Genomic DNA, 25957 nt, shown 5'->3' with positions numbered 1-25957 from the left:
ATTCGACAAGGACTCTAACCGCCATGATGACCGACCCCATTGCTGACATGCTGACACGAATTCGCAACGCGATCGCCATTGAGCGTCCGTTTGTGGACATTCCAGCATCGAAGCAGAAAGCCGCCATCGCAGATACCCTCAAGCGTGAGGGGTATATCTGGGATTACGAGATTATCGAAAACTACCCACAGAACCTGCTTCGCGTCACGTTGAAGTACGGCCCGAACGGGGAGTTGGTGATTCAACATCTCGAACGAACCAGTAAGCCAGGGCGGCGGGTTTATACAAAAGTTTCCGAAATGCCGGAGATTCTCCAAGGGCTAGGGATTTGCATTCTCTCGACCCCGAAGGGCATCCTTAGCAATCGCGAAGCGAAAAAAGAACACGTCGGCGGCGAAGTGCTTTGCACGCTTTGGTAACACGGACGACTCGATGATCCGAGTCGTCAGGTTGAAACACGTTTTTGGTAGCCAACGGAAACCGAGCCATGTCTCGTATCGGTAAAAAACCTATCTCAGTGCCTGCGGGTGTTGACATCACCGTTCAGAACGGAACTGTCAAAGTCAAAGGCAAAGAAGGCGAGTTGAGTCTCAACCCGCATCCTAACATGGATGTGGCGTGGGACTCCGACGGTCGGGAATTGACGGTCTCGCGTCCGAACGATCAACGGGAAAACCGAGCATTGCACGGTCTGACCCGCAGCCTGTTGAACAATATGGTTCTCGGCGTACAAACTCCGTTCGAGAAGCGATTGGAAATCCAAGGTGTTGGTTACAATGCCGTGCTTTCCAATGGCGTCTTGAACTTGTCCGTCGGTTTCGCCAATACCGTTCAACTTCGCGTGCCCCAGGGAGTTGTCTGTGAACTTCCCGACAACACGCACATCGTGATCAAAAGCGCCGACAAACAGGCCTGTGGTCAGTTTGCCGCCGTCATTCGTAAAGTGCGACCGCCAGAACCTTACAAAGGTAAAGGCATTCGCTATCAAGGCGAACACGTCAAACGGAAAGCCGGGAAAGCATTTGCGGGCGGTAAATAACCCTCGCAGTTGTATCGCCGGAAAGATAGACCAGAACAATTACAGTCAGTTTTCAATTTCGATCTGACATTTTAATCATCCGAGAGCATCATCGGAGGTAAACACGGTGAAGGCTCAGCAAAAATTTGCCAAGGCCAAGGTACGACGAACCTTTCGGGTTCGCAACGCGATTCGACGCTCAGCAGTGGGCCGACCGCGACTATCGATTTTTCGTAGCAACAATCATATGTACGCCCAGATCATTGACGATGTGGAAGGCAAGACATTAGTCTCAGCCAGTACGATTGAAAAGGACCTCTACGGTGCCGGAAAACATGCCGGTAACAAAGAGGCGGCTGCGAAAGTCGGAAAATCCATTGCGGATCGAGCTATCGAGAAGGGCATCAAAGAAGTGGTTTTCGACCGCGGACCGTATCGGTACCACGGACGTGTCGCTGCTTTGGCGGATGCCGCTCGTGAAGCCGGTTTGGAATTTTAACAGAACCCTACAACCATCGATCGCCGAAGTCGCAAATCGTAGGAAATCGACCGACAAGCCTGATGAAATCCGGGCTGTATTGGAGATAAGACGTGGCTCAAGAAAATCGCAACGAAAGCTCGGAAGAAAAGGTCGTCCAGATCCGTCGATGTTCCTGCGTCGTCAAGGGTGGGCGTCGATTCAGCTTCACGGCCTTAGTCGTCCTCGGTGATGGCAACGGTCGTGTGGGCTGGGGATATGGCAAGGCGGTCGAAGTTCCTTTGGCGGTCGAGAAAGCCACCAAAGCTGCGAACAAGAACATGACCAGCGTGACGGTTGTCGACACGACCATCCCGCACCAGGTCGTCGGTACGTACCGATCCTCGAAAGTGCTCTTGTTGCCCGCTCGACCGGGGACCGGGATCATCGCCGGTAACACCGTGCGATCGGTTGTGGAATCGGTGGGTATTACGAACATTCTCACCAAAAGCCTCGGTTCAACGAACCCGATGAATTTGGTGAAAGCGGTCTTTAACGCTTTGGAACAACTGCGAACCCGTGAAGACGTGGCTCGCTTGCGAGGAGTGGAAGTCTAGTTAGACTTTCAGTCTTCCATGTCTGCCGACGACATGAAGAACCCATATGATTCATGTCTCTGCGAGACAGAACCCACGACATTGAAAGGTGAACAGTTCTCATGATTCTCAACGACGTCCATCAGGGAATCCATAAGCATAGAAAACGGAAGCGGATCGGTCGTGGGACCGGTTCCGGGCACGGTAAAACTTCTGGCCGCGGTCATAAGGGTTACTTCAGCCGTTCGGGCTCGAAACGTCGAACCGGTTTCGAAGGCGGTCAGATGCCTTTGATGCGGCGGATCGCCAAAAGCGGTTTCAGCAACGCCCGATTCGCCACGGATGTGGTGATTGTCAATATTTCTCAGCTCGAACAAGCCTTCGAAGCGGGCGACACTGTCAACCCGGAAACGCTGAAAGAAAAAGGCGTGCTTCGCGGTCGATACACCGTATTGAAAGTCTTGGGCAAAGGTGAGATTTCCAAGAAACTCACCGTGCAAGCTCATCGCTTCTCCAAGTCCGCTGAAGAGCAAATCAAATCCGCTGGCGGAACCGTTGAGGTTCTGGCCGTGAAATCTGAGAAAACTGACAAAGCAGATAGCGGTTCGTGATCACGGAATTGTGGAATTTTCGCCAGTCCGTTACAGTTTCCGCGAAAGGGAGTTCGCCGCGGTGCGAACAACTGGAACACCAACTGACATCACATTTGGCGAACCAAGCCGGTCGCGCACGATGAGTGACCGCATCGCACGCCGCAAGGACCTCGGCCATGTTGGATAGATTGATCACCATCTTCAAAATCCCAGAACTTCGACAGAAGATTCTGTTGACGCTGGGATTGCTGGCGATTTACCGCATGGGATTTAACATTCCCTTGCCGTTTATCGATCAGCAAGAGCTTGTTGATCGCATGCGAGATATGTCCGAAGGTGGCGAAAGCGGCCTTGGTCAAGTCATGCAGATCGTAGCTCTCTTCTCGGCTTCGAACATCGGCAACAGCACGATCTTCGGGCTTGGGATTATGCCTTATATCTCGGCGTCCATTATCTTCCAGTTGCTTGGCAGCGTTTACCCGCCGCTCGAACAACTTCAGAAGGAAGGTGAATCTGGTCGTCGTAAGATCAATGAATATACGCGTTTAGCCACCGTTGTGATTTGTTTGTTCCAGAGTTGGTTCTGGCTCCAGCAACTTCGTGGTGGTTTCGGGTCCGGCGGTGGTTTGATCATGGCGGGGTTTGACACTCCGTTCTTCTTGATCGCCGGAACAATCACCATGACCGTCGGGACAATTTTCCTGATGTGGATCGGTGAGCAAATCGATGCCTTCGGTATCGGGAACGGGATCAGCTTGCTGATCATGGCTGGTATTCTCGCTCGCATGCCATCCGCAGCGGGTGCAATGATCGGACCAGCGTACGAGAAGGGAAGTTTGGCGCTCGGAAGCGATACCGGGATCGAACGGTTCCTACTTCTCGGCGGTTTGTTTGTCTTCGTGGTAGTTTGGGTAGTTGCGATCACTAAGGGTGAACGACGAATCCCGATTCAGTCCGCGAAGCACGTTCGTGGTCGTCGAGTGATGGGCGGACAACGTCAACACTTGCCACTACGAGTGAACCAAGCCGGCGTGATGCCGATCATCTTTGCATCGAGCTTGTTGATGTTCCCCTGGATTGTGTTTCGACAACTCTCCAGCTACTTCCCACAGAACACGTTTTTGCAGTTAGCATCGTCGGTCTTCGGTGACCGAGGCTATCTCTACAACATGTTCTACATCGCGCTGATCTACTTCTTCTGCTACTTCTGGACCGCTATTACCTTCAACCCGAAGGATATGGCGAACAATTTGAAAGATTACGGTAGCTTCATTCCGGGATACCGTCCTGGAGCTCGAACAGCTGCCTACTTGGAACAAGTTATGATTCGCATCACCTTCGTGGGAGCAGCGTTCCTATCGATCGTGGCGATCATCCCAACTGTTGTGGCGACTTCGCTGGGAATTCCGTTCCTGATTGCAAGTTTCTACGGCGGTACTGGATTGCTCATTGTGGTGTCGGTTTGCCTGGACTTGGTTCAGAAGATCGACAGCCATCTGACCATGCGGAACTATCCCGGGTTGCTTGATACAGAAAGTTAGCGACATCTCGGCAATTGTCGTGCCGGACGGTTGCCGAGTGCTGTCGTGATTCTTATAATTCTCGATTCCACGCTTAGCGACCAGGTAATGGTCGACTTTTTCATTGGTGAAGTTATGAAAGTCCGCGCCAGCGTTAAACGTATCTGTGAAGGTTGTAAAATCGTTCGCCGCAAGGGCCGGATTTACGTGATTTGCAACAACAACGCGCGTCACAAGCAACGTCAGGGCTAGTCCCCACGATTGTGACGCTCGAGATTTCCCAAGTTTTTAAGGCTCTGTCAGAACGATAGTCCGCATCAGCGGATTTGAGGAGTTTGTTTCGTATGCCACGTTTGCAAGGTGTCGACATCCCCAATTCCAAGCCAACGTATATCGCGTTGACTTATCTCCATGGAATCGGGGACCGCACGGCGTTGGATCTCTGCCACAACTTGCAGTTGGATCCTCGGAAGCGTGCGAAAGACCTCACCGACGATGAACTTGCCCACATCAACAACTATCTCGACAAAGAGTTGACGATCGAAGGGGCTCTTCGTCGGGTCACCCGGCAAAACATTGCTCGGTTGCGTGACATTGGTTGTTACCGCGGTCTTCGTCACCGTCGGGGCTTGCCGGTTCGTGGCCAGAACACGCAGACGAATGCCCGGACACGGAAGGGCGGCAAGAAGACCGTCGCCGGGAAAAAAGGTGTCAAGGACATGCGGCACTAAGACTTGCAATCGAAACCGATTGCCCGGCCAACGAGTTTTTGAGATTTGTTTTCCTCTGTCTTCCGCTTGCTATCTGAAGACCTCACTGACCATCTAGGAATTGATCGCTGTGGCGAAAGTTAAGAAAAAACGAGTACGGCGTAACGTCACGAAGGCTATCGCTCACATCAAAGCGACCTTCAACAATACCACCGTCACCATTACCGACGCCAATGGCGATGTGCTGACTTGGGCAACAGCGGGTACCGTCGGCTTCAAGGGAAGTCGAAAGAGTACACCGTTTGCCGCTCAGCGAGCCGCCGAAACTTGTGCAGAGCGAGCCGTGAAGTTTGGCGTTCGTGAAATGGAAGTCCGCGTGAAAGGTCCTGGTTCGGGCCGCGAAAGTGCGATCACCGGTTTGCAAATTCACGGGATCACCATTCGCTCGATCGAGGACGTCACCCCATTGCCTCACAACGGATGTCGCCCACCGAAGAAGCGACGCGTCTGATTTCACCCAACACTCACGGATGATCGTTGGCAAAACCGTTTTCGGAAAACACTTTTGCAGTTTGCCAACCCATTTCCGACACTCTCGCTGACTGCCGCCGCACACGAGAGTCTGCCGACAACAACTGCTTGAGACAACGAGGGTTCTATGCGTATTCGTTGGCGTGGTTTGGAATTGCCCAGTCGGGTCGTTCCAGATCAAGACGTTTCGACAGACACATACGGTCGTTTCACTGCTGAGCCATTTGAGCGTGGCTTCGGTGACACCATCGGTAACAGCCTCCGACGGATTCTACTATCCAGCTTGGAAGGCAGCGCGGTCACACGTGTAAAGATTCAAGGCGTCCAACACGAGTTCACGACCATCCCTGGTGTGGTGGAAGACGTGACGGACATCTGCCTGAACCTGAAGAGCTTGATCGTCAAGAATCACTCGGCTGCGACCAAAACACTGCGGATCGAGAAGCACCAACGGGGTGTGGTCACCGGTGCGGACGTGATCACCGACGATCAGGTCGAAGTGATCAACAAAGACCTCGTCATCGCCACGATGACAGACGATGTTCCTTTTCACGTTGAACTGACCGTTGCTAACGGTCGGGGATATGTGCAAGCTTCGGAGCATTTTGAGAAGGATCCTGAAGTCGGAGTTATTCCACTCGATGCGATCTTCTCGCCTGTGACTCGCGTGCGATATGCGAAAGAAGATACCCGCGTCGGTCAACGAACCAACTATGACAAGTTGACTTTGGAGATCTGGACCGACGGTACGGTGACACCGGAGATGGCGTTGGTTGAAGCCGCAAAGATCCTGCGGAAGCACCTCAACCCATTCGTGACGTACAAAGAACCTGGACCGGAAATGCCGCCGGAAGCGGGTCTGAAGAACATGTCCACGGAGATTGGCTACACGCCGATTGACTTGGAGTTGGAAGAAAAGCTTGGCCAAAGCCTAGCGGAGTTGAACCTTTCGGTTCGGGCGACGAACTGCTTGGAGTCGGAAGGAATCAACACAGTCCGCGACTTGGTCAGTCGAACGGAAGATCAATTGCTGACCGTTCGCAACTTCGGCGAAACCACACTGTTGGAGGTTCAAGAACGTCTCAGTGCGTTGAATCTTCGATTGGGTATGAAGCCACCGCAGTCGGAATCCGGTGCCCCGGCCGGTTCCTAAATCAACACGATTTCTGCCAGATTGACTCGAACACTTCACAAGTCGCTGTTTAGAGACCGCGACTTGGTTTTACAGACAACGGATCGAACGCCATGCGTCACCGCGTGAAAGGCCGCAAACTCGGCCGAAACTCATCCCACCGGAAAGCCATGTTCCGCAATATGGCTTGTAGCTTGATTAAGTCGGTCGTTCCAGACGAAGACGCTGAGAACACACCGAAGAATCCGGGCCGCATCGTTACCACTGTGCCGAAGGCCAAGTCGTTGCGGCCTTTCGTTGAAAAGTGCGTGACTTTGGCTCGACGGGCTCAGCCACACTTGGAGAAAGCTCAAGAGTTCGGCACATCAGCCGAACGGGGTAGCTCGGAGTGGAAAACTTGGCGTGAGTCCAGCCAATGGCAAGAGTGGACCGCCGCTATCGCACCGGCTTTGACGATCCGTCGACGACTCTTCAGCTTGCTCCGCGACAATGAAGCCGTGGAAATCCTGATGTCCGAACTCGGTCCGCGATACCTCGAGCGAGACGGTGGCTACACCCGAGTCGTCAAACTGGCAACAGTGCGATTGGGTGATTCCGGCGAACAGGCTCTGATCGAGTTCGTGGGTGACGATCGGGATCGTCAACGTACGACACGTTCCAGTTCCGCCCCGGTCGTGAGTGACACGGAAGAATCGGCTGCAAGCTCGGACGAAGAAACTGCGGAAGCTGAGTCTTCGACCACGGACGAACCGGCCGCTTCCGAAGAAACGACATCGGAGGAAAGTGCATCCGACGACGAAGAAAAAGAAGCTTGATTCCACGAAGTCAAGTTGAGTGCAATAAAGAAACCGCTACCTGAAGTAGGTAGCGGTTTTTTCATGCGCAGATCTAGAAATTGGGAAGTTGGAAGTCGTCCACATGTCATCGCGGTCGATGCGAGAATGAGACTGCAATGCGACTTCTGTTAGGCAGAAGCCGTTAAGAAATTGGAAACGCCTTGAGTCTTAGTTATTGCTAATGCAGCGGAAACCGAGTTCGGGCACGCGACGGCGGTGAATATCACGGGCCACCTCTTGCCGCAATCGGGGCAATGCACTTCCCAGATGCTGCAAAGCCTCTTCCGGTTGCACATCGTCATCTGAAATCGAGACGGAGACTAGTAGGTGTGAGGCATCAGGAGCCGGATCAACCGACATCACCAAAAGGCCCCCCAACACATCGTCACCGACACTGCCTAACGCATAGCAGAGTGAACGCTCAACCTGTCGACAAAGCTGCAACGTTTTCCGCCCGGCTTGTCGGTCGGTATGATCAAATCGACGTAGTTTCTTGCCCATGATTCTCTCCAACGGACATCCAATGAAAGAAACAACTTTCAAAGCCCGCAGCCAATTGTTTTTCACGACAAACTCGAACCACACGATTGAATAAACTGACAGCCGTCCGGAATGACCGGATAAACATCACGACTGTTAGACATCAACGGGTGGCTCGGAAGCTCGATTCACATAAAGCGAGTGGTTTGTTTTCCGGACACATTTGGTGAAAAAAGGGTTCGGCGTCATTTCATCGGCGTCACAAGGCCAACAGGTTTTGCGATCCTGGTGAGTCTTATGGTATGTTATACAATTCCCGAAAAATTGTGACTGATTTTTCGGGGAAAGACGATCGGGAAAGGTTCAGACCGCACCGAAGCGCTATGTGCGGCGAGGTGTCCGATCACATTTTCGGCCGTTTTCGACTTAATATTCCTTAATTATTACCGTTGGGCGAGTCGTCACTGTCATGACAATGCAAGTCATCCTGACCGTCGAAGGCGGACCGCACAAAGGGCGGCGATTCACGTTTGCCGAACACGACAATTTTATCGTGGGCCGAGCCGGTTGTGCGCATTTTCGACTCCCGCAGAAAGATCGATTCATCTCGCGGGTGCATTTCATGGTGGAATCCAACCCGCCGGATTGTCGGTTGCTCGACATGGGTAGCCGAAACGGAACAACGGTGAACAACAACCGTGTCGAGGGGATGGCCGATCTCTACGACAATGATTTGATTCAAGCAGGTCATACCTTGATCCGGGTCCGGATCTCTGACGATTCGGAAGAACAACCCGAAGCCGCTCCGCCGAAACGCGAACGTCCCAAACCGCCGCTGAATCGCCCAGCGGACCCGATCATAGCCAAGTCGAATCCTCCCTTCGATCCCGTGCCGCCACCACCGATGCCCAAGAACGTCACGGTGGCGATCGAAATCCCGGTTCTCGAAGCGTCTCAGTTGCGACTGTTGCCAGAGGACTATCGGACTCAAATCTACAGTCAACCACAGCCGGTCCCAGGTTACTTGTTGGTCGAAGCCTTGGGAACGGGCGGGATGGGCACGGTTTACTCGGCGATTCGGCTGAAAGACAATTCAGTCGTTGCGTTGAAAACGATTCGTCCTGGCGGGGCGATTCGCGAGACCGATGTCAAACGCTTCTTCCGAGAAACGGAAATCCTGCAAAAGTTGCAGCATCAGAATATCGTGGCTTTTCACGATGTCGGCGAAGCCGACGGGATCTTGTATTTCGCGATGGAGTACGTCCGCGGTCAAGATGCCTTACAGATGATGCAAAGCGCCGATGGTCCGTTGCCGATCGCTCAGGGCGTGGCGATTATCTGCCAATTGTTGCTGGCGTTGGACTTTGCCCACTCGAAGGGTGTCGTGCACCGGGACATCAAGCCGGCAAACGTGTTGCTGACCCAGGTGGAAGGTCGCGGCGTTGTCAAACTGGCGGACTTCGGGCTGGCTCGTGTGTATCAGTCGTCGCGGATGAGTGGTCTAACGGTGATGGGTGAAACGGGCGGCACGCCGGCGTTCATGGCTCCCGAACAGATTACGAATTATCGGGACTCTCAACCGCCGGTCGATCAGTTTGCCGCCGCTGCAACGCTTTACTACTTGTTAACGCAGTCGTGCATTCACGACTTTCCGCCGGAAATCCAACAGCAACTGTTGAAGATCTTGCAGGATGATCCGGTCCCGATTACCGAACGTCGAGCCGACATCCCCCAGGGATTAGCGGACGTCATTCAACGTGCGTTGGACCGGAACCCCGCGAATCGGTTTCCTTCGATTCTTGAGTTCCGATCTGCACTGCTGCCGTATTGCAGATGATTCTACACAATTAGCTCGACGACTCATCGAGTCGAAAGGTCTTCAGCAGTCGTTCCAGAGCTTCTTCGCCATGTTCGTCAGCGATGACGGCGGACATCCGGATTTCGCTGGTATTAATCATCTGCACGTTGATGCCGGCGTCGGAAAGTACCCCGAACATCAACTCGCCCACACCGGTGTGACTCCGCAAACCGATGCCCATCACACTCAGTTTCGCGATGTTCTCATCGTAGCTGATGGTCGCGCCTGACCAATTCTCGAGAACCTCACGGAGCAAGAGCAAACATTCGCCAAGATCGCTTCGTGGCACGGTGAATGAGACACTTGCATGACCGCTGTGACTGACATTCTGCACGATCATGTCCACCATGACCCCGCCTTCGGCAACGGCCGCGAACACCTCGGCACAGATCCCCGGTCGATCTTCGAGCTGGGTTAGTGTGATCCGCGCCTGATCGCGGTCGAGTTGGACTTCACTGACTACGATGTCTTCCATGGTCGCCAGTTTCGCCACGACATCGCGTTCGATTTCCGCTCGGGTTTCCAACTCGGCGGCTGTCGTCTGATCCGATGCATAACCGACGGACGGCGAGGAGACCACGGGTTCATGCAGTTTGAAACCCGCGTGAACCACCTGGGCGGCTTCCTCGCAGCGGTTGCGGTCGACGAGTACGGATATCTTGATTTCACTGGTGGTGATCATTCCGATGTTCACGTCGGCATCCGCGAGCGAGCGAAACATCTGAGCGGCCACGCCGGTGTGTGTTCGCATCCCGACACCGACTGCGGACACTTTTGAGACATTCGTCCCATGTTGAACCCGCCCGGTGCCCAACACCTCGACGGCTTCCTCGGCAGCGGTCAGTGCTTCGGCCAAATCATCCTGGGGCACGGTGAATGTGACTTCCGCAAGACCGCCGCTGCCGACGTCCTGCACAACCATGTCGATCGCAATTTTGCGGGACGAAAGTTTCGTGAAGATCAGACTCATGACCCCTGGACGGTCGGGCAGTTCCACCAAACTAACGCGGGCCTCTTTCCGCAGAAGTGCAACTCCCGTCACGATCGGTGCATCGTCCGCGGATTGCGGAGCGATCAACGTGCCGACGCCTTCGGATTGGCTCGGACGCACCCGTAACGGCACATGATGTTTCTTGGCGAACTCGATCGAACGCGAGTGCATCACGCCCGCACCGAGGCTGGCCATCTCCAACATCTCGTCATAAGTCACATGGGGAATCAAACGGGCATCAGCGATCAGTCGCGGGTCGGATGTGTAAACGCCTTCGACATCCGTGTAAATCTCACACTCGTCCGCGTTTAACACCGCCGCCAATGCCGTCGCGGTGGTATCGCTTCCGCCACGACCGAGCGTGGTAATGTTCAACTTCTCATCCACGCCCTGAAAACCACAAGCAACGACGATGACATCCTGATCGAGCAGTTCCCGAATCCGTTTGATCGAAATACTCGCGATCCGGGCTTTCGAGAACGTTGAGTCGGTTACGATGCCAATCTGTCCGCCGGTCAGACTGACGGCTTTCTCACCGAGTGTGTGAATCGCCATCGCCATCAGGGAGACGGATTCCTGCTCGCCGGTCGACAGCAGCATATCCATTTCCCGCGCTGGCGGGGTGTCGGTAATTTCCGCAGCCAACGAGACCAATTCGTCCGTCTTTTTGCCCCGGGCACTGACCACCATCACAACTTGATGCCCGGCGCGTTTGGCGGCAACGGCTCGCGAAGCGGCTCGCATGATTTTCGTTGCATCGGCAACGCTTGTTCCACCAAATTTTTGCACAATCACTGACACGGTATCATCGCCTGCGAAATCCAGAAAAATTGGGTCCAGCCCGCAAGATAGCATACGTACCGACCGTCGAAAACGATCGGATTCGGGGAATCTTCGTGCATCGCTGACATCCGACACGAACGGCGGTAAAATCGATTCGGAAAAGCTCACTGATCGAAGGAAAACCGATGGCCGACCTCACCGCACCACGAATTGCTGAGTTTGATCGCCCCGCCGGTTCGGAATTTCAGGGCCGATCGGTCGTCATGGGGCGAAATGGGATGGTGGCGACGAGCCATCCGTGGGCGGCCCAGGTGGGGTTGGATGTACTGCGATCCGGCGGAACCGCCGTCGACGCCGCAATTGCCGCTAATGCGATGTTGGGTGTCGTCGAGCCGATGAGTTGCGGCATCGGCGGCGATTTGTTCGCCATCTGTTGGGATCAAGCTGCGGGACAACTCCACGGTTTGAACGCCAGCGGACGCAGCTCGAAGTCGCTCGATCGCAGCGTCTTCGCCAAACAGGGATTGAAGGAGATTCCGTTTTCGGGTCCGCTTTCGTGGTCGGTTCCGGGGTGTGTCGATGGTTGGGAAGAATTGCGACGCCGATTCGGGAAGAAATCGCTCGCGGATATTCTTGCTCCCTCGATCGAAACCGCTTCGCAAGGATTCGCGATTTCGGAGGTTATTGCGTCTCATTGGTTGGCGGCTGAGGAATCGCTGAGCGAATGGGCTGACTCAAAACGTGTCTACTTGCCAAACGGTGTTGCCCCGAAAGCCGGCCAGGTTTTTCAAAACCCACAGTTGGCGGCCAGTTACCGAGCGATCGCCGAACATGGCCGCGATGCATTCTACTGCGGCGAGATTGCCGGCCAGTTGGTGAAGTTCAGTCAGGCGAATGACGGATACCTCACGGCGGCCGACCTGGCGGAACATCACTCGGAATGGGTCGATCCGGTCAGCACGAACTATCGCGGCTATGACGTGTGGGAACTCCCGCCGAATGGGCAGGGCATTGCCGCTTTGGAAATGCTGAATCTGTTGTCTGGGTTCGATGTGCAAGCGATGGGGCGACGCAGCGTCGATTTCGTGCATCTGTTGATCGAAGCCAAAAAGCTAGCCTTCGCAGACCGTGCCCGGTTCTACGCTGACCCGGCATTCGCGGATGTACCGATCGCGGAACTGATTTCCCAGTCTTACGCGGACGCTCAACGCCAACGTATTGACATGTCGAAAGCCGCGACAGATGTGCCCGCGGGTGATCCGAAAATCTCGCGGGGTGACACCGTCTACGTGACGGCGGTCGACAAGGATCGCAATTGTTGCTCACTAATTCAAAGCAACTACTACGGCTTCGGTTCGAAGGTCGTGCCGGGGGATGTCGGATTTGTGCTGCAGAATCGAGGGGCGTTGTTCGCCCTCGATGATGAGCACCCCAACCGCCTGGAACCCGGGAAGCGTCCGTTTCACACGATTATTCCGGCGATGGTCACACAGAATGGCCGCCCATGTTTTTGCTTCGGCGTGATGGGCGGCGACATGCAACCTCAAGGGCATGTGCAGGTGTTGTGCAACCTGCTCGACTTTGGCTTGAACGTGCAAGCTGCCGGCGATGCGACACGCGTCCAACACTTCGGTTCCGCGACTCCTACGGGAGTTCCGCAGGAACCGGATGGTGGACGGGTCGCGATCGAAAACGGTATTCCGACCGATGTGCGTGACGAACTAACACGCCGCGGACACAAACTCACCGAAGCCCCGGGAAGCTTCGGTGGTTACCAGGGCATCTGGATCGATTGGGACAATGGCGTACTGCACGGCGGCACCGAATCCCGCAAAGACGGCGCCGCCGTCGGCTATTGAGTGTCGTCAATCAATCCGCTTCCGGCACGCGTTCGTTGACCCACGCGACGAGGGCGTTTTGCATGGAATTCACGACGGTTTCCGTGTCTTGCTTGGTTTGAGCCAAGTCAGTCATGGCACTCTTCGGTGTTTGAGCGAAGAAGTAGTATTTGATCTTCGGCTCCGTTCCCGAAGGTCGTACTGCGATCGAATACGATTCCTCGCCACGTTGTCCTTCGAAGAACAACAGGTTCCCTTCGGGTTTGGCAATCGCACTTTCGACCGAGTTCCCCGGAATGGTACGACGTTCACCGGCGCTATAATCGCGAACGGCAGTGAGTGTGACATCACCAAGTTCACTGGGCGGATTGGTGCGGAATTCGTTCAGAATTTGAACAATTTGCTTTTGCCCGGACGATCCCGTGCGAACCTGGGACTTCTGACACTCGAAGAAATAGCCGAACTCATTGAACAATTCGTCGAGACGATCCAGCAAGGTTTTGCCTTCGGCATGGAGTTCAGCGGCCAACTCCAATAGCAACAATGCCGCCACACCCGCGTCTTTATCCCGTGCGTATTGCCCCGCGAGATATCCGAGCGATTCTTCCGCACCGAAGACGAATTGATCCGGGCCTTCGGCGTCCATCGTTTGGCCGATATACTTAAACCCGACCAACAAATCGTTGATCACGCGGAACCCACGAGCTTCGGCTATTTTGGCGATCAATGGCGTGGTAACGAGAGTCTCGACCACATATCCGCCAGCGACTTTGCCTTGCTTCTTGCCCGTCACGTAGTCGGCGATCAATGCTCCAATGCGGTTGCCGGTGAGGTGTTGGAACCTGCCGTTCGCGTCCTTGACACTCACACCAAGTCGGTCGGCGTCGGGGTCGGAAGCGAGGATCAACCCAATATCCGTGCCGGAGACTTCGGCGATCGCCGGATCGAAAACTTCCGGCCGTTCGGGGTTTGGCAGATGATCGGGCACGTTGGTGAAGTCCGAATCCGCGTTGGCTTGCGGTTCGAAAATCTGCACGCCCGAGAAACCGGCATCCTGCAAAATGCGGTACACCGAAGTCGCCCCCACGCCATGCAAAGGCGTAAACATCGCGGCGATGTCACGGTTGTCGGACAGGCTTTGGCCCATCACTGCTTCAGCGTAGGCTTGGTCGACTTTCTCGCCAACAATCTCGATCTCACCGGCTTTGATCGCTTCCTCGAGATCCACCATCGGAATTTCGGTGGTTTGGTAGACGCAATCGATGATGCCTTTGTCATGCGGGTACAGCACCTGTCCGCCATGACTCCAATAGGCTTTGAAACCATTGTCGGACGGTGGATTATGCGACGCGGAGATCATCACTCCGATGTTACATTCGAGATGTCGCACGGAGAACGATAACGCCGGGGTCGAACGGAAATCGTCAAACAGGTAAACCTTCAAACCGTGGGCCGCAAACACGCGGGCGGTGAGTTCGGCAAACTCGCGGGAACGGTGACGGGTATCGTGAGCTATCACCGCCTTGCCGCCGGACTCGCCGCTTTGCTGCTTCAAATAGACAGCCATGCCGTTCGCGGACTCGGCAATCGTTCGTTCGTTGACCGTGGCGGAACCAACCTCCGCCATCAATCCGCGTCTCCCGCCGGTGCCGAAAGGAATCACCTCCCAGAACAGCAAATCCAGCCGATCGAAATCCTTGACTTCAATCATCCGCAAGACCGGATCGCGATAGGCCGCGTATTGCGGTTCCGTCATCCAGCGGGTGATGTTCTCTACCGCACCAGCGGAGAGCTTGCCGGATTCGGCTCCCTCAGACAATGTTTGTTCCCACTCGGTCGAATTCGCTGAGCTCGTCATAGAAATCTTGAACCAGACTTGAAATGCAAAGATTCCGGAATGTCCCGCACACCATAGCATGTTTGTGTGGACGATTCGATCGTACCCGATCGTGAATCGACAAGTGCCAAAGTGATTGCTTTCTGACCACACTCATCATCGCCTTCGCAGTCCGCTTTCACTAGCCCCCGCGCATTGAAGAATTGATTCAGGGGTTTTGAGGCGAAACTTCCGTGGGAATGTGAATTTTTGCAACACCCACGAAGGAGAAAAGCCATTTTGGAACAGCGAGTGCTATCGGAGGGTTTGACGTCGGAGTTTAGTTTTTTACGGATTTTTGAGAAGCGAAGGAGGCCGCATGTTTTATCACGACGGTGGCAAGCTACAGTTCCCGGTCCGCGTTGAGAAACCCAACCCAATTTTTGCAAAGGCCTTGCAGCAAGCGATTGGTGGGATTCAGGGAGAGATTCGGGTTTGTCTGCAGTACCTTTTCCAAGCTTGGGGAGCGAGAGGACCGGTGAAATACCGAGACATGCTTCTCGAAACCGGAACTGAGGAGATGGCCCACATCGAAATGCTCGCAACAGCGGTTGCACTGAATCTTGAAGGGGCTCCACTCGAGCAAGACAAAGCCGCCAAAGACCCCGTCGTCTATGCAGCGTTGGGTGGTATGAATATTCAACACGCCATCGGGACTTGCATGGCCGCGATGCCGGTCGATGCCGAAGGCGTGCCGTTCAATTGCTCTCACGTTTACGCGTCGGGCAATATTGCAGCCGACATGTTGGCAAACGCCACGGCAGAATCCACGGGACGGATGCTGGCCTGTCAGCTGTGGAAGATGACCGACGACCCCGGCATGAAAGACATGCTGAGCTACATGATTGCTCGCGACACGATGCATCAAAACCAATGGCTGGCAGCTTGGGAAGAACTGGGCGGAGCGAAAAACCATCCCATTCCCAACAACTTCCCTCAAAGCGAAGAAAACCAAGACTTCAACTACGCCTTCCAATCGTACGCCACCGAGAACTCTGGATTCCAGATTCCCGAAGGTCCGTGGACGAAAGGCAAATCGTTCGACGGTCGAGGCGAAAACAGTGTTGTCCGAATGAAACCCCTCGGAGACAAACCGAATTTGGGCAAGGCGTCTCCTAATGCTCCCGTTCAAAAGAGCCAGCAGTAGTTTCATGGGTGATCATCTTAGGACATAACGATAGGAACGAATAATCATGACAAACATGATCCGCCGGGAGGCAATCGCGACTCTTGCCAGCACAGGTGCATTAGCCTCGATGCTAGGTCGCCAGAGTGATGTGAGTGCATCGCCTGACCCAAGCAACTCGACCGCTGCTTTGGTTGAGGGAACGCTTTCATCGATTCATCGAGAAGGACGACAACTTCACGGTTTTATTGAAACTGGAATACACCAAGGACACGTTCTGTGTAGTCTGGTTCGACAAGACGAACGCAATCCGGTTGTCCAATCCGTCTTTGCAGAGCCAGTTCGACACGAGGGGAAATATGGTGTGGCCGTCACGGTTTCGTTCTTTACCGAACCGGTCGGAGACCTCACCTTCTCTCTGCTCCATGTGCCAAGGGGGAATGACAATTCCGTCAACCGACAGGTTGCTGCAGTCCGTTAGGTCGACGGAGTTTCCCATTCCACGACCGACGTGGTAGCATCAAGCGTGCTTGAAAACGAGCCAGACGATTACGTCAATCGTCTGGCCTTTTTTGCCTTATATAGAATGGGATCGTGTTTCGTGAATCAGTTCACATTGTCGCTAGTTGCAGGCTTGGCTCTTTTCTCGTTGACAACGACATATGCCCAAAGGCCTCAAGCAAGGGTGCTTAATAACGTGCAGATCCAGCGTGATTTGGAGTATGTCGAGGGCGGACACGAACGACAGAAGCTCGACATCTACATACAGAAAGACGTCGATTCGCCACAACCGCTTGTGGTCTGGGTTCACGGCGGAGGTTGGCAGGGTGGGAGTAAAGAAAGTGCCCGCCCGATGTTGCCATTGTTGCAGCATGGATATACGGTGGCGAGCATCAATTATCGACTCAGCCAACACGCAACGTTCCCAGCACAAATTGAAGACTGTAAAGCAGCCATTCGCTATTTGCGGGCGAACGCCAAGAAGTTCAATATCGACCCGGAGCGAATCGGTGTCGCGGGGGCGTCAGCAGGGGGGCATCTAGTGGCACTGTTAGGAACAACCGGCGACGTGAAAGAGTTGGAAGGAACACTTGGAAACGCAGATCAGTCGAGCGCGGTACAAGCAGTTGTCGACTTGTTCGGCCCGACAGATCTCACGCAGATGGGTGGCAGCCACAACAACCCGAATTCGCCCGAGGCGAAGTTGATTGGCGGACCGGTTCAAGAATTAAAAGCCGAAGCCGCGAAAGCCAATCCTATCAACTACGTCTCGAAAGACGATCCGCCATTCTTGATTCTGCACGGCGACGAAGATCGAGTCGTCCGTCACAACCAAAGCGAACTACTAACCGCCGCTCTTAATAAAGCTGGCGTGCCTGTGACTTTCCACACACTCAAAGGGGCCGGTCACGGCGGACCACAGTTTCAAACATTGGAGAACCAAGCTCGCGTTGTGAGTTTCTTCAATCAACATCTTAAGAAATGATTTCACTCATCAACTGAGCGAAACCGTTTGCGGATTGGTTGACGCTTCAGAAGTTGATCTTGAGTGAAGGCCATTAAATCGATCGCAATGTCGGCAAAGATGACTCGGCCTTTCGTTAGCCAAGCAGCCGCGAAAGCCCAGAGGGCGATCCATTCCAACCAGAAGATGACATTGTAGTCGTTACCGATTTGCTGCCAACGTGCGGGGAACAGAAATAGAAACGTTCCCATCGTCACCGTGCTCAATAGAATCACGACGCCACTCGTGCGGTACACAAACTTGCGTTGCGGCGAGTGGGGTTCTTGTTCTCGGTTGGTATGTTTGGAACTTGGGAAATGCACGAGGGAATAAAACGCCAACATCGTAAAAAACGCTCCACCGAAAAACGCATGCAAGTAACCGGCAATCGTTACCGGTTCCAAGGGATCGGTTTTGGCATCCAGCGGACATAACGCAACACCCAACGCGAAAACGCACCCCAGGTTCGCAGTCCAATTCTCGATCCAATCATTCCCGCGATAGCAGAACAAGAAGATTCCAATCGCGGAGAGCGTGCCGACGAAAACATCACGCAGCGGCGTATGGTAATAGCTGCTCATGTTGTCTTGAATGTCGATGCCCATCAGCCACCCAATCGGCCCTAACACAATCGGCAACAACAACCCGCTCACCCCAATCGCCCGCCGCACCCCCATATAGGAGACAACCAAAGGCTGAGCGGAACCAGGAAGTTCGGGGATCACAACTGCGCCTCTACTCGAGTTAGATCGGACGACATACGCGAAAGATGTCTAAAACTTAACGTCGTCTAAGACGCATACGACCGCTTTGAGAACCAGTTCGCCTTCAACGAAATTCATCTCGAAATATCGAATCGTCATATGGGATCTTGAAAGTTCCTCGAGGAACCATACTTCGCGATGTAGCCTCCCATCAAAATCAACCTGTATATAGCAACCAGTCTTTGGCGGAGATTGGAGCCGAAGAATTCGAAGATATCGTTCTGGAGGTCTCTGCGAAATTTGATACGTTCCGTACTGGACGCCAACCTCAATTCGCGACCGAAGTTGGAATCGACCGTCCATCCAACAACACCAGACCACTCCATTGCGTGGATAGCGCCAACAGCCTTCGATGCCGATGAGTTTCATAGACCGGTCCTCATACATCGGGCTACATGTTACTTTCACTTCCCGTACTTCGGAATTTCCGGCTCCGAGACTTCGGTCAGCAAGCGCTCGATGACGTCCTCAGTCGCTAGTCCTTCGGCTTGGGCTTGGAAGTTGGTGGAGATGCGGTGACGGAGCACAGGAATGGCGACTTTGCGGATGTCCTCGATGGAGACGCTCGGCCGGCCGTCCATTGCAGCCACAGCCTTGCCACCTGCGATCAAGTATTGCCCCGCCCGCGGACCGGCTCCCCAGTCAACCAACTCCTTGACAAACTTCGGTGACATTTCGTCTTGGGGTCGCGTGGCTCGCACCAGACGGGCCACGTAATTGACAGTAAGCGGCGCAATTTCGATTTGCCGGATCTGTTTCTGCAAGTACGTGATTGCTTTCGCCGACAACACTTTTCTCACCTGCTGCGTTTCCGTACCCGTGGTGCTCGAAAGAATCTTTTCTTCCTCGGCGAGCGTGGGATAGTCGACTTTGATGTTGAACATAAACCGGTCGAGCTGAGCTTCCGGCAATGGATACGTTCCTTCTTGTTCGATCGGGTTCTGGGTAGCGATCACGAAGAACGGCTCCGGCAACGCAAACGTCTCCTGACCGGCGGTCACCTCGCGTTCTTGCATCGCCTGGAGCAGGGCGGCCTGTGTCTTTGGTGGCGTACGGTTGATTTCGTCCGCGAGCACCACGTTCGCAAAAATCGGTCCTTGCACGAAGCGGAAATTCCGGCGGCCGTCTTCGGATTCTTCCAAGACATTCGTCCCGGTGATATCCGACGGCATCAGGTCTGGTGTGAACTGCACCCGTTTGAAAGTCACATCCAGGATTTGCGCGATCGTGCTGACCAACAGCGTCTTCGCCAACCCCGGCACCCCGACGAGCAAACAGTGCCCGCCGGTAAAGATCGCCGCGAGGATTTGATCGATCACAGTTTCTTGGCCAACGATGACCTTATGCAGTTCTTCCTGCATCAATTCGTGATGTTTGTTGAGCTTGGTCAAAAACTCGTCGAAATCGCGTTTATCCTGGGCCACGATGGTGCGGTCCTTGTTTGCTTGATGATGTGATGAGGTCCGCGGGGACGATGTGAACTGAAATCTGCCGACACACCGTTCACGCTGCCTCACAACGAAAACATTCCGCGCAATTACGCTAATTGTAGGCAAGCCGACCACAACGCACAAAGCCTCCGGGAATCAACTCGGAGGCCTTGTCACGATTGTCAAATTCAGCGGGAGACGTCTGGAGCGAAAAGCCATGCCCGTGTTACGTCATCCCAACGTCGCCGTTATGCGGCTCTGCGACGATTGTTTTTATTGCGGGATTGTTGTTGGTTCTTGTTTTCTTGTGTGTTCTCGAGTTCCGAATCGCCCTCGTCACTGTCAGAATCGACCTCGCTGGTCGACAAGCACGTCAGCACCGCGGGCAACATGACGAGTGAAACGAACAGACACCCGCCGACCCCAATCACCAGCACTAAGCCAACGCTTGCCAACCCACGATGAGCCGCCATCAACATGCTGCCAAAACCGGCCATGGTTGTGAGCGAAGTCAACGTGATGGCGTTCGCGGTACTGGCGGATGTGCGATACCGCCGTCCGCGTTGCAAACGGAAATCGTGAACCACATGCACGCCGTCATCGACACCGATTCCCAACACGAGCGGAAGCACGATGAGGTTCGCCGGGTTCAAGTTCAAACCGAAGACGGCAAAGAGACCGAACATCAACAGCCCACCGGCCACGGGCGGGACCATTGCCAATAATGCGTCTCGGAGATTCGTGTAATCGAGAATCGAAGCACTTGCGACGATCATCACCAGGTAAGCTGCAATCAGAATCGTCGGGCTGACTGGGATTTGTCGCGTTTGCAACATCATCGCCGCAAACACCACGACGGCAAACGGCGGCAACAACACGAGGAATTTCTGTTCTTTACTCAGAAAATCCATCAGCAAGACGATCAGCACCACCGCCAACGCATACAGCGAGGCATTTTGATAGCTGAATTGAATCTGACGCGAGGCTTCATAGTTCTGCAGCGGTGTCCCGGTGACATTCGGATCGACGGAACGCAGATCCTGCACGAAACTTGCCAACGGGGCCGCATCCCAGATTTCGTTCTTGGGATAAATCTGCAACAGCCATTTCGCACTTTCGCCTTCGGGCGGATTACTAACGAAGCGATTTTGCAGTTGGACCGGAAGATCATTCCAACCAAGTGGAGCGGTTTCGGTCGCTGCCAGTAACCCATGCAACTGGAACAGCAACGCGCCGGTTGCTCGTTGTTGAAACGCCAGCAAAAACTGCGATTGTTCTTCCAATGTCAACGCTTCAAAGCGATCGAGAAACTGATCGATCTTCTCCGCCGCAGCTGTCGCGTCCGGATGTTTCACCCGTTGCAATGCCTGCAGCGTGGCTTCCATATTTCGACCGACCGATGCCGGGTTCAATTGCGGCATGATCGGAATTTGACGGGGCAGCCGCGACAAACGTTGACGAAACGCGAGAATCGACGGACTTGTTTCCGCGATCGATGTTGTTGGCAATCGCGAGGCTAAATCTTCGACGCGATCCACCGTCGGCAATTTTTCGAATTCTCGTCGCAATCGCCGAGCGTCTTCGGCGGAGTCCGCAACCGAGACTGCATACAACAAGGAATGGTCGGACTGTTCGAACATGCGTTGCTGCACGTCCACCGAATCGATGCCCTTGGCCTGCAGATTCAAGAGGTTCGAATCGTACTTGATCCGCCATTCGAATCCGTCTTCCATACGAATCACTTGCGAACCAAAGCCAAGGACCAAGGCAATGGATGCAATGGTGACGATCCGTGGGAAGCGGGCGATGAAGTTGCGAAGCAGACGGAAATCGAATGGAGCAGGGAGTTGTTTCGGTTCGAGATCGCCGTCGGACAAGGCCACCAGTGCCGGCAACACGAGGAACGTGCATGCCGCACAAATGAGAATCCCGCCGCCAGCGATAATGCCCAGTTCCGCGACGCCGAGGAAATCGGTGAAGGTCGCACAGAAAAACGCCATCGCTGTTGTCAGGGCGGCAGTCACAATGCCCGTCCCAACACTCGAGGACGTTTCCTTGAGTGCTGGTCGAAGATCTTTCCCGGTTTGCCGGATTTCCAAATATCGTGCTAGGTAGTGAATCGCGAAGTCGATTCCCAAGCCGATCAAAATGACGGCGAACGACACCGATAGAATATTCAAATGGCCGACCACAAGCGTCGTATAACCGAACGTCCACGTCATGCCGACAAGCAACATGATCAGGGACAACAACGGGTGTCGGAGCCCGCGAAAACCAACGAACATCAATACCGCAACCGCGATAAATGACACCACCGAAGCGGAGGTCATATCCGATTGCGACCGTCGCATCTCATCGTTTTCCAGAACGGGGATCCCGGTGAGTCCGATTCGCGTCTCGGGGTACCGTTCGGAAACTTCTGCGATGATCTCCCGAAGCCGCGTGACGGCGGTTGTTGCACCGTCGAAACTGGAATCGGGGGTGGCGTTCGGTTTCACCTGCACGAAACCCATCGTGCCCCGTTTATTCATCAGGTACGTGACTTCCCCGGCTGCGAGAGGAACCGCACTTGGAATAATTCGCGGCCAGGGGTTTTCGAATCCGCCAGCGTTTTCGAGGCTTCCGTTCAAGCTTGCCGTCAGCTGATCGATCCGGCTCAATAACCGGTCGGTCTCGTCGTTTTTGGTCACGACTTGGTGCGGCAGTTGATCCTGTCGACGGGCCTGCGTATTGAGGTCGCGAGCGAATGTCGAGAACTGCACATCCAGCCGGGTTTGGTCCCACCGACCACTGATCGCGGAACCGTATTGCTCCAGGTTTCGCAGACCAGCCTGCAGTTCGCTAGGTGTGAAGTACTGCAGACCTTTTCGGCGTAGACGCGAAGTGTCGATCCGATAGAGCACGCCACCGAACAATTCCGGTTCGCGTTCGAGCCGAGGGCCGATGTCGTCGAGCACGTTCCGAATGAGTTCCGAATGGTTCGACTCAACGACGACCACGATGTCGGATTGATCGCCGAACTGTTCGGTGTACGCTAACCAACGTTTGTGATATTCGGCGCGTGGATCGATCAAGTCGGCGCGTTGTGTGCGGAAGTCGAGACACATCGCCGTATAACCGGCAGCAGCGAACGTCAGCAGCATCACCAGGCATAACGTCAACTTCGGATAGCGGGAAACCGCTCTCGTGACGTGCCGCAGTGTGCAGCCGATGATTCCGCCGTCCTGCTCTGAGGACTGGTTGGTATGGGGAAACTGCATCCGTGCCGAGGCCGCTCTGGTCCGGAATTCAGAATCGCTTCGGTAGCCTACCTGCTCCGAAAGCGGTGAAGTGAACGCCGAGGTGAAGGAACAACGTGTTATGCCACGTTCGTTACCGCTCCCCGGTTAGCCCGCGTGTATAGAGTGGGGAGACACGTCGGCATGTCATCTGAAATCGTCACCTTGCTCGTCCTTGCTGCAAGAGAATCAGTGTTTTGATGGCGGCTAATCCGTACCCCGCCGGAGAACTCAACCGAGCCCGCACATTCTAACGCGAAATTCCGAATCTGGGCAACGGGAGTCTGGGCTTGAAAAATTTGTTCACCCCGTACACACTCAGGCGTTCGATCGACGTTCGATCGTCCACTTGTTCCGTGTCTCGAATTCCTTGAGAAAGACGGTGCTGCGATGGCTCAAATCAATCGACGAATGGTGATGGGTTTTCGCTTTTTGGTGTTGATCGGGTTGGTCGTAATGACCGGTTGCGAAGAGAAAGCCAGTTCGAAGACTCCGCCGCGTCCACAACAATGGGGGGGCGGAACCGGATCATTCAGTTGGGTTCAACTGCAAACGCTCAATCCACAGGCGACTTTGGAAGCCGCCAAAGCCTCAGTCGGTAGTATCTTCGACGCCGACCAGAAGAAGCACGTTGTCTTTGTGATCCTCGCTGACTTCGATGGTTCGAGCAACTCAAGGAATTCAGCCAAAGACGCTTGGACCCGGGAATTCGTCGGGTCTCTCAAGAATCATGACGGCCGAAGTATCGAGTGGCGATGCGAAGCGAAAGTTCCCCCCACAGGCGAGATTCGCATCAACGACAAGACATACGACTTCAAAAAAGGCCGGCTGTTCCTCGTTAGTTCCCGCGGAAGCGAACTTGTCGTTCGGCAGATCAAACGCGATATCGACCCGCAAAAAGAGAAAGAGTCTCTTGAGAAACTGATGGAAACCGATCCGGTCTTCGCAGCTTTCCTGGCAAGGAAAGAACTGCCGGAGCGTTCGACCCCATAAACCGTTGGGTTCACCGCAAGTTTTCACGGGCGACATGATGGTGCCATGAAAAAGGCCCGCCGATGAATTCGACGGGCCTCTAAAGTCATTAGAGTTCGAAATTGTTTTACGCTTCGAACACGTCGGTCACACCAGGAACGGGAATTTCGTATTCGCCGTTGTCGTTTGGAACATGCGGTGGCGTGGTGTTCCAAGTGAGCGATTCTTCCGCCCACGGGTAGGCATCGGCCCCTTCGTTGAGAGCTTTATCCCAATCGACTGGTTTACCAGAGTAAACCGCCATCCGTCCGAGGATCGACGTCATCGTGCTATGAGCACCATATTCGCCTTCATTGTACGACGTGTCGTTGCGAATGGCGGCGAAGAGATCGTCGTGCTCGATTTGGTACGGATCTTCCCGACGTTGTTTCTTCTGGTACCGCCAGGTGTTGCCGTCCTGCGTGGTGTAGCTGCTGCCGATGTTCGAAGTCCCTTTGGTCCCTTGAGCATGTTCGGAAACGCTGTTCCAGCAGTTTCGAATGTGACGACATTGGCTGTACATCCGCGTTCCATCGGCGAATTCATACTCGACGGCGAAGTGATCGTAGATGTTCCCATAACGAGGAGCATCGCGAACTTCTCGACCGCCCATGCCATACGCACGAATCGGATAAGCGCCTTTCACCCAGCAACCGACATCCAGGTTGTGAATGTGTTGTTCGGTGATGTGGTCGCCACACAACCAGTTGTAGTAATACCAGTTACGCATCTGGTATTCCATTTCCGTTTTGACCTGATCCCGATTCCGACGCGGTTCCCAAACCCCGCCGCTGTTCCAGTACACGCGGAGAGCAAGGATGTCGCCGATGGCACCGTCTTGGAGTGCCTTGACGGTTTCCAAGTAAGCCGGTTGGTGATGACGTTGCAGACCGACACCAACTTTGAGGTTTTTCTTCTTCGATTCTTCGACGGCTTTGAGAACCTTCCGCACACCTTTGGCATCGACGGCGACCGGCTTTTCGAAGAAGACGTGCTTGCCTTTTTCAACGGCATACTCGAAGTGAATCGGACGGAATCCCGGAGGAGTCGCCAAGATGACCAAATCGATTTCGTCGAGATCGATCAGCTTCTTATAGGCATCGAATCCAGTAAACTTGTGGGCTTCATCGACTGAAACCCGCTCACCGTGTTGCTTCGAGAGCCGATTCAACGTGTTGTTCATTTGATCGTCGAACGCATCCGCGACCGCGATCAACTGCACATCGCCTTGAGTTGAAAGTGCTTGCGAAGCTGCTCCGGTGCCGCGTCCGCCGCAACCCACCAAACCAATACGGATGGTTTCATCGCCGTTGGCCGCGTACGCGCCGCGTGGCAGCACAATTTGGCTGACCACACCGGCTCCCACGGCGGCCGCCGTGGATTGGGACAAAAATTCGCGACGATTTGTCTTTTCGGTCATGGGTGACTCTCCTCGAATGGGTTGGATGGACGATGCCGCCTCGCGGAAAACCGTTGTGGAGCGGAGCAAGTTGATCGTCTCAGGAGCGCTGACAGATATCTTGTCAGAATACCGGCTTCAACAGTCATTCACAATCGAATCCTACGAAACGCTCGACCAATACGTTGTCGATCGATGCGGTGTCTGACTTGAGGAGTACCGAAAA

General features: G+C 54.3%; 24 protein-coding genes. 17 read left to right on the top strand and 7 right to left on the bottom strand.

The window, feature by feature from the left end:
* Positions 1-23: 23 nt before the first annotated feature.
* The 11 genes from rpsH to AC5DDB_RS27100 all read left to right on the top strand — a co-directional run bounded on the left by rpsH (position 24) and on the right by AC5DDB_RS27100 (position 7372).
* Positions 24-419 carry a 30S ribosomal protein S8 gene (gene rpsH / locus AC5DDB_RS27150; RefSeq protein ID WP_491742909.1) on the top strand — a complete coding sequence of 132 codons (396 nt, stop codon included), beginning with the start codon at positions 24-26 and terminating at the stop codon, positions 417-419.
* 68 nt (positions 420-487) lie between these two features.
* On the top strand, positions 488-1039 hold the full coding sequence (rplF, locus tag AC5DDB_RS27145; RefSeq protein ID WP_491742908.1) for a 50S ribosomal protein L6: 552 nt from the start codon (positions 488-490) through the stop codon (positions 1037-1039).
* A gap of 106 nt (positions 1040-1145) precedes the next feature.
* Positions 1146-1517, top strand: coding sequence for a 50S ribosomal protein L18 (gene rplR, locus AC5DDB_RS27140; protein ID WP_491742907.1), 372 nt, complete (start codon positions 1146-1148; stop codon positions 1515-1517).
* Between the two features lie 92 nt (positions 1518-1609).
* A complete protein-coding gene (gene rpsE, locus AC5DDB_RS27135; RefSeq protein ID WP_491742906.1) occupies positions 1610-2092 on the top strand; it encodes a 30S ribosomal protein S5 in 483 nt (160 codons plus the stop codon).
* Between the two features lie 101 nt (positions 2093-2193).
* Positions 2194-2682, top strand: coding sequence for a 50S ribosomal protein L15 (rplO, locus tag AC5DDB_RS27130; protein ID WP_491742905.1), 489 nt, complete (start codon positions 2194-2196; stop codon positions 2680-2682).
* Between the two features lie 158 nt (positions 2683-2840).
* Positions 2841-4205 carry a preprotein translocase subunit SecY gene (gene secY / locus AC5DDB_RS27125; protein ID WP_491742904.1) on the top strand — a complete coding sequence of 455 codons (1365 nt, stop codon included), beginning with the start codon at positions 2841-2843 and terminating at the stop codon, positions 4203-4205.
* Between the two features lie 114 nt (positions 4206-4319).
* Positions 4320-4436, top strand: a complete 117-nt coding sequence (gene rpmJ / locus AC5DDB_RS27120; protein ID WP_166820754.1) for a 50S ribosomal protein L36 — start codon at positions 4320-4322, stop codon at positions 4434-4436.
* Positions 4437-4528: 92 nt separating this feature from the next.
* On the top strand, positions 4529-4915 hold the full coding sequence (rpsM, locus tag AC5DDB_RS27115) for a 30S ribosomal protein S13 (RefSeq protein WP_491742903.1): 387 nt from the start codon (positions 4529-4531) through the stop codon (positions 4913-4915).
* A gap of 109 nt (positions 4916-5024) precedes the next feature.
* Complete coding sequence (rpsK, locus tag AC5DDB_RS27110; protein ID WP_166820760.1) at positions 5025-5405, top strand: 30S ribosomal protein S11; 381 nt, start codon at positions 5025-5027, stop codon at positions 5403-5405.
* 147 nt (positions 5406-5552) lie between these two features.
* Positions 5553-6578 carry a DNA-directed RNA polymerase subunit alpha gene (locus tag AC5DDB_RS27105; RefSeq protein ID WP_491742902.1) on the top strand — a complete coding sequence of 342 codons (1026 nt, stop codon included), beginning with the start codon at positions 5553-5555 and terminating at the stop codon, positions 6576-6578.
* 92 nt (positions 6579-6670) lie between these two features.
* The gene (locus AC5DDB_RS27100; RefSeq protein ID WP_491742901.1) at positions 6671-7372 is read left to right on the top strand and encodes a bL17 family ribosomal protein; all 702 of its coding nucleotides are present in this window, start codon (positions 6671-6673) and stop codon (positions 7370-7372) included.
* A gap of 189 nt (positions 7373-7561) precedes the next feature.
* Here AC5DDB_RS27100 and AC5DDB_RS27095 read toward each other — a convergent pair whose 3' ends face one another.
* Positions 7562-7894 (bottom strand): ribosome-binding factor A, encoded by a 333-nt coding sequence (locus AC5DDB_RS27095; protein ID WP_491742900.1) that lies wholly within the window; start codon positions 7892-7894, stop codon positions 7562-7564.
* A 448-nt stretch (positions 7895-8342) separates the two neighbouring features.
* Here AC5DDB_RS27095 and AC5DDB_RS27090 point away from each other — a divergent pair, with 448 nt between their 5' ends.
* Entirely contained in the window at positions 8343-9710 is a 1368-nt protein-coding gene (locus AC5DDB_RS27090) for a protein kinase domain-containing protein (RefSeq protein WP_491742899.1), read from the top strand.
* A 10-nt stretch (positions 9711-9720) separates the two neighbouring features.
* Here AC5DDB_RS27090 and AC5DDB_RS27085 read toward each other — a convergent pair whose 3' ends face one another.
* A complete protein-coding gene (locus AC5DDB_RS27085) occupies positions 9721-11523 on the bottom strand; it encodes an aspartate kinase (protein ID WP_491742898.1) in 1803 nt (600 codons plus the stop codon).
* Positions 11524-11690: 167 nt separating this feature from the next.
* On the opposite strand from AC5DDB_RS27085, the gene ggt reads away from it, so the two are divergent.
* Entirely contained in the window at positions 11691-13364 is a 1674-nt protein-coding gene (ggt, locus tag AC5DDB_RS27080) for a gamma-glutamyltransferase (protein WP_491742897.1), read from the top strand.
* A gap of 10 nt (positions 13365-13374) precedes the next feature.
* Here the strand turns inward: ggt and AC5DDB_RS27075 are convergent, their stop codons facing one another.
* Positions 13375-15201: a phospho-sugar mutase gene (locus AC5DDB_RS27075; protein WP_491742896.1), complete on the bottom strand. Its 1827-nt coding sequence runs from the start codon at positions 15199-15201 to the stop codon at positions 13375-13377.
* Positions 15202-15538: 337 nt separating this feature from the next.
* Between AC5DDB_RS27075 and AC5DDB_RS27070 the strand changes: the two genes are divergently transcribed.
* The 3 genes from AC5DDB_RS27070 (at position 15539) to AC5DDB_RS27060 (ending at position 17831) form a co-directional block, all read left to right on the top strand.
* Positions 15539-16366: a manganese catalase family protein gene (locus AC5DDB_RS27070; RefSeq protein WP_491742895.1), complete on the top strand. Its 828-nt coding sequence runs from the start codon at positions 15539-15541 to the stop codon at positions 16364-16366.
* A 46-nt stretch (positions 16367-16412) separates the two neighbouring features.
* The gene (locus AC5DDB_RS27065; RefSeq protein WP_491742894.1) at positions 16413-16826 is read left to right on the top strand and encodes a hypothetical protein; all 414 of its coding nucleotides are present in this window, start codon (positions 16413-16415) and stop codon (positions 16824-16826) included.
* Between the two features lie 120 nt (positions 16827-16946).
* Positions 16947-17831: an alpha/beta fold hydrolase gene (locus AC5DDB_RS27060; RefSeq protein WP_491742893.1), complete on the top strand. Its 885-nt coding sequence runs from the start codon at positions 16947-16949 to the stop codon at positions 17829-17831.
* Positions 17832-17833: 2 nt separating this feature from the next.
* Here AC5DDB_RS27060 and AC5DDB_RS27055 read toward each other — a convergent pair whose 3' ends face one another.
* From AC5DDB_RS27055 to AC5DDB_RS27045, 3 genes are all read right to left on the bottom strand, one after another.
* On the bottom strand, positions 17834-18574 hold the full coding sequence (locus tag AC5DDB_RS27055; protein WP_491742892.1) for a hypothetical protein: 741 nt from the start codon (positions 18572-18574) through the stop codon (positions 17834-17836).
* A 443-nt stretch (positions 18575-19017) separates the two neighbouring features.
* A complete protein-coding gene (locus AC5DDB_RS27050; RefSeq protein WP_491742891.1) occupies positions 19018-20037 on the bottom strand; it encodes an AAA family ATPase in 1020 nt (339 codons plus the stop codon).
* Positions 20038-20291: 254 nt separating this feature from the next.
* The gene (locus tag AC5DDB_RS27045; RefSeq protein WP_491742890.1) at positions 20292-23303 is read right to left on the bottom strand and encodes an MMPL family transporter; all 3012 of its coding nucleotides are present in this window, start codon (positions 23301-23303) and stop codon (positions 20292-20294) included.
* Between the two features lie 408 nt (positions 23304-23711).
* On the opposite strand from AC5DDB_RS27045, the gene AC5DDB_RS27040 reads away from it, so the two are divergent.
* Positions 23712-24314, top strand: a complete 603-nt coding sequence (locus tag AC5DDB_RS27040) for a hypothetical protein (protein ID WP_491742889.1) — start codon at positions 23712-23714, stop codon at positions 24312-24314.
* 106 nt (positions 24315-24420) lie between these two features.
* Here the strand turns inward: AC5DDB_RS27040 and AC5DDB_RS27035 are convergent, their stop codons facing one another.
* Positions 24421-25752, bottom strand: coding sequence for a Gfo/Idh/MocA family protein (locus AC5DDB_RS27035; protein WP_491742888.1), 1332 nt, complete (start codon positions 25750-25752; stop codon positions 24421-24423).
* Positions 25753-25957 lie beyond the last annotated feature (205 nt).

The organism is Thalassoroseus sp. (genome assembly GCF_984380535.1).
Note: the sequence above shows the minus strand (reverse complement) of the source record. Positions and strands in the feature narration are given on the sequence as shown.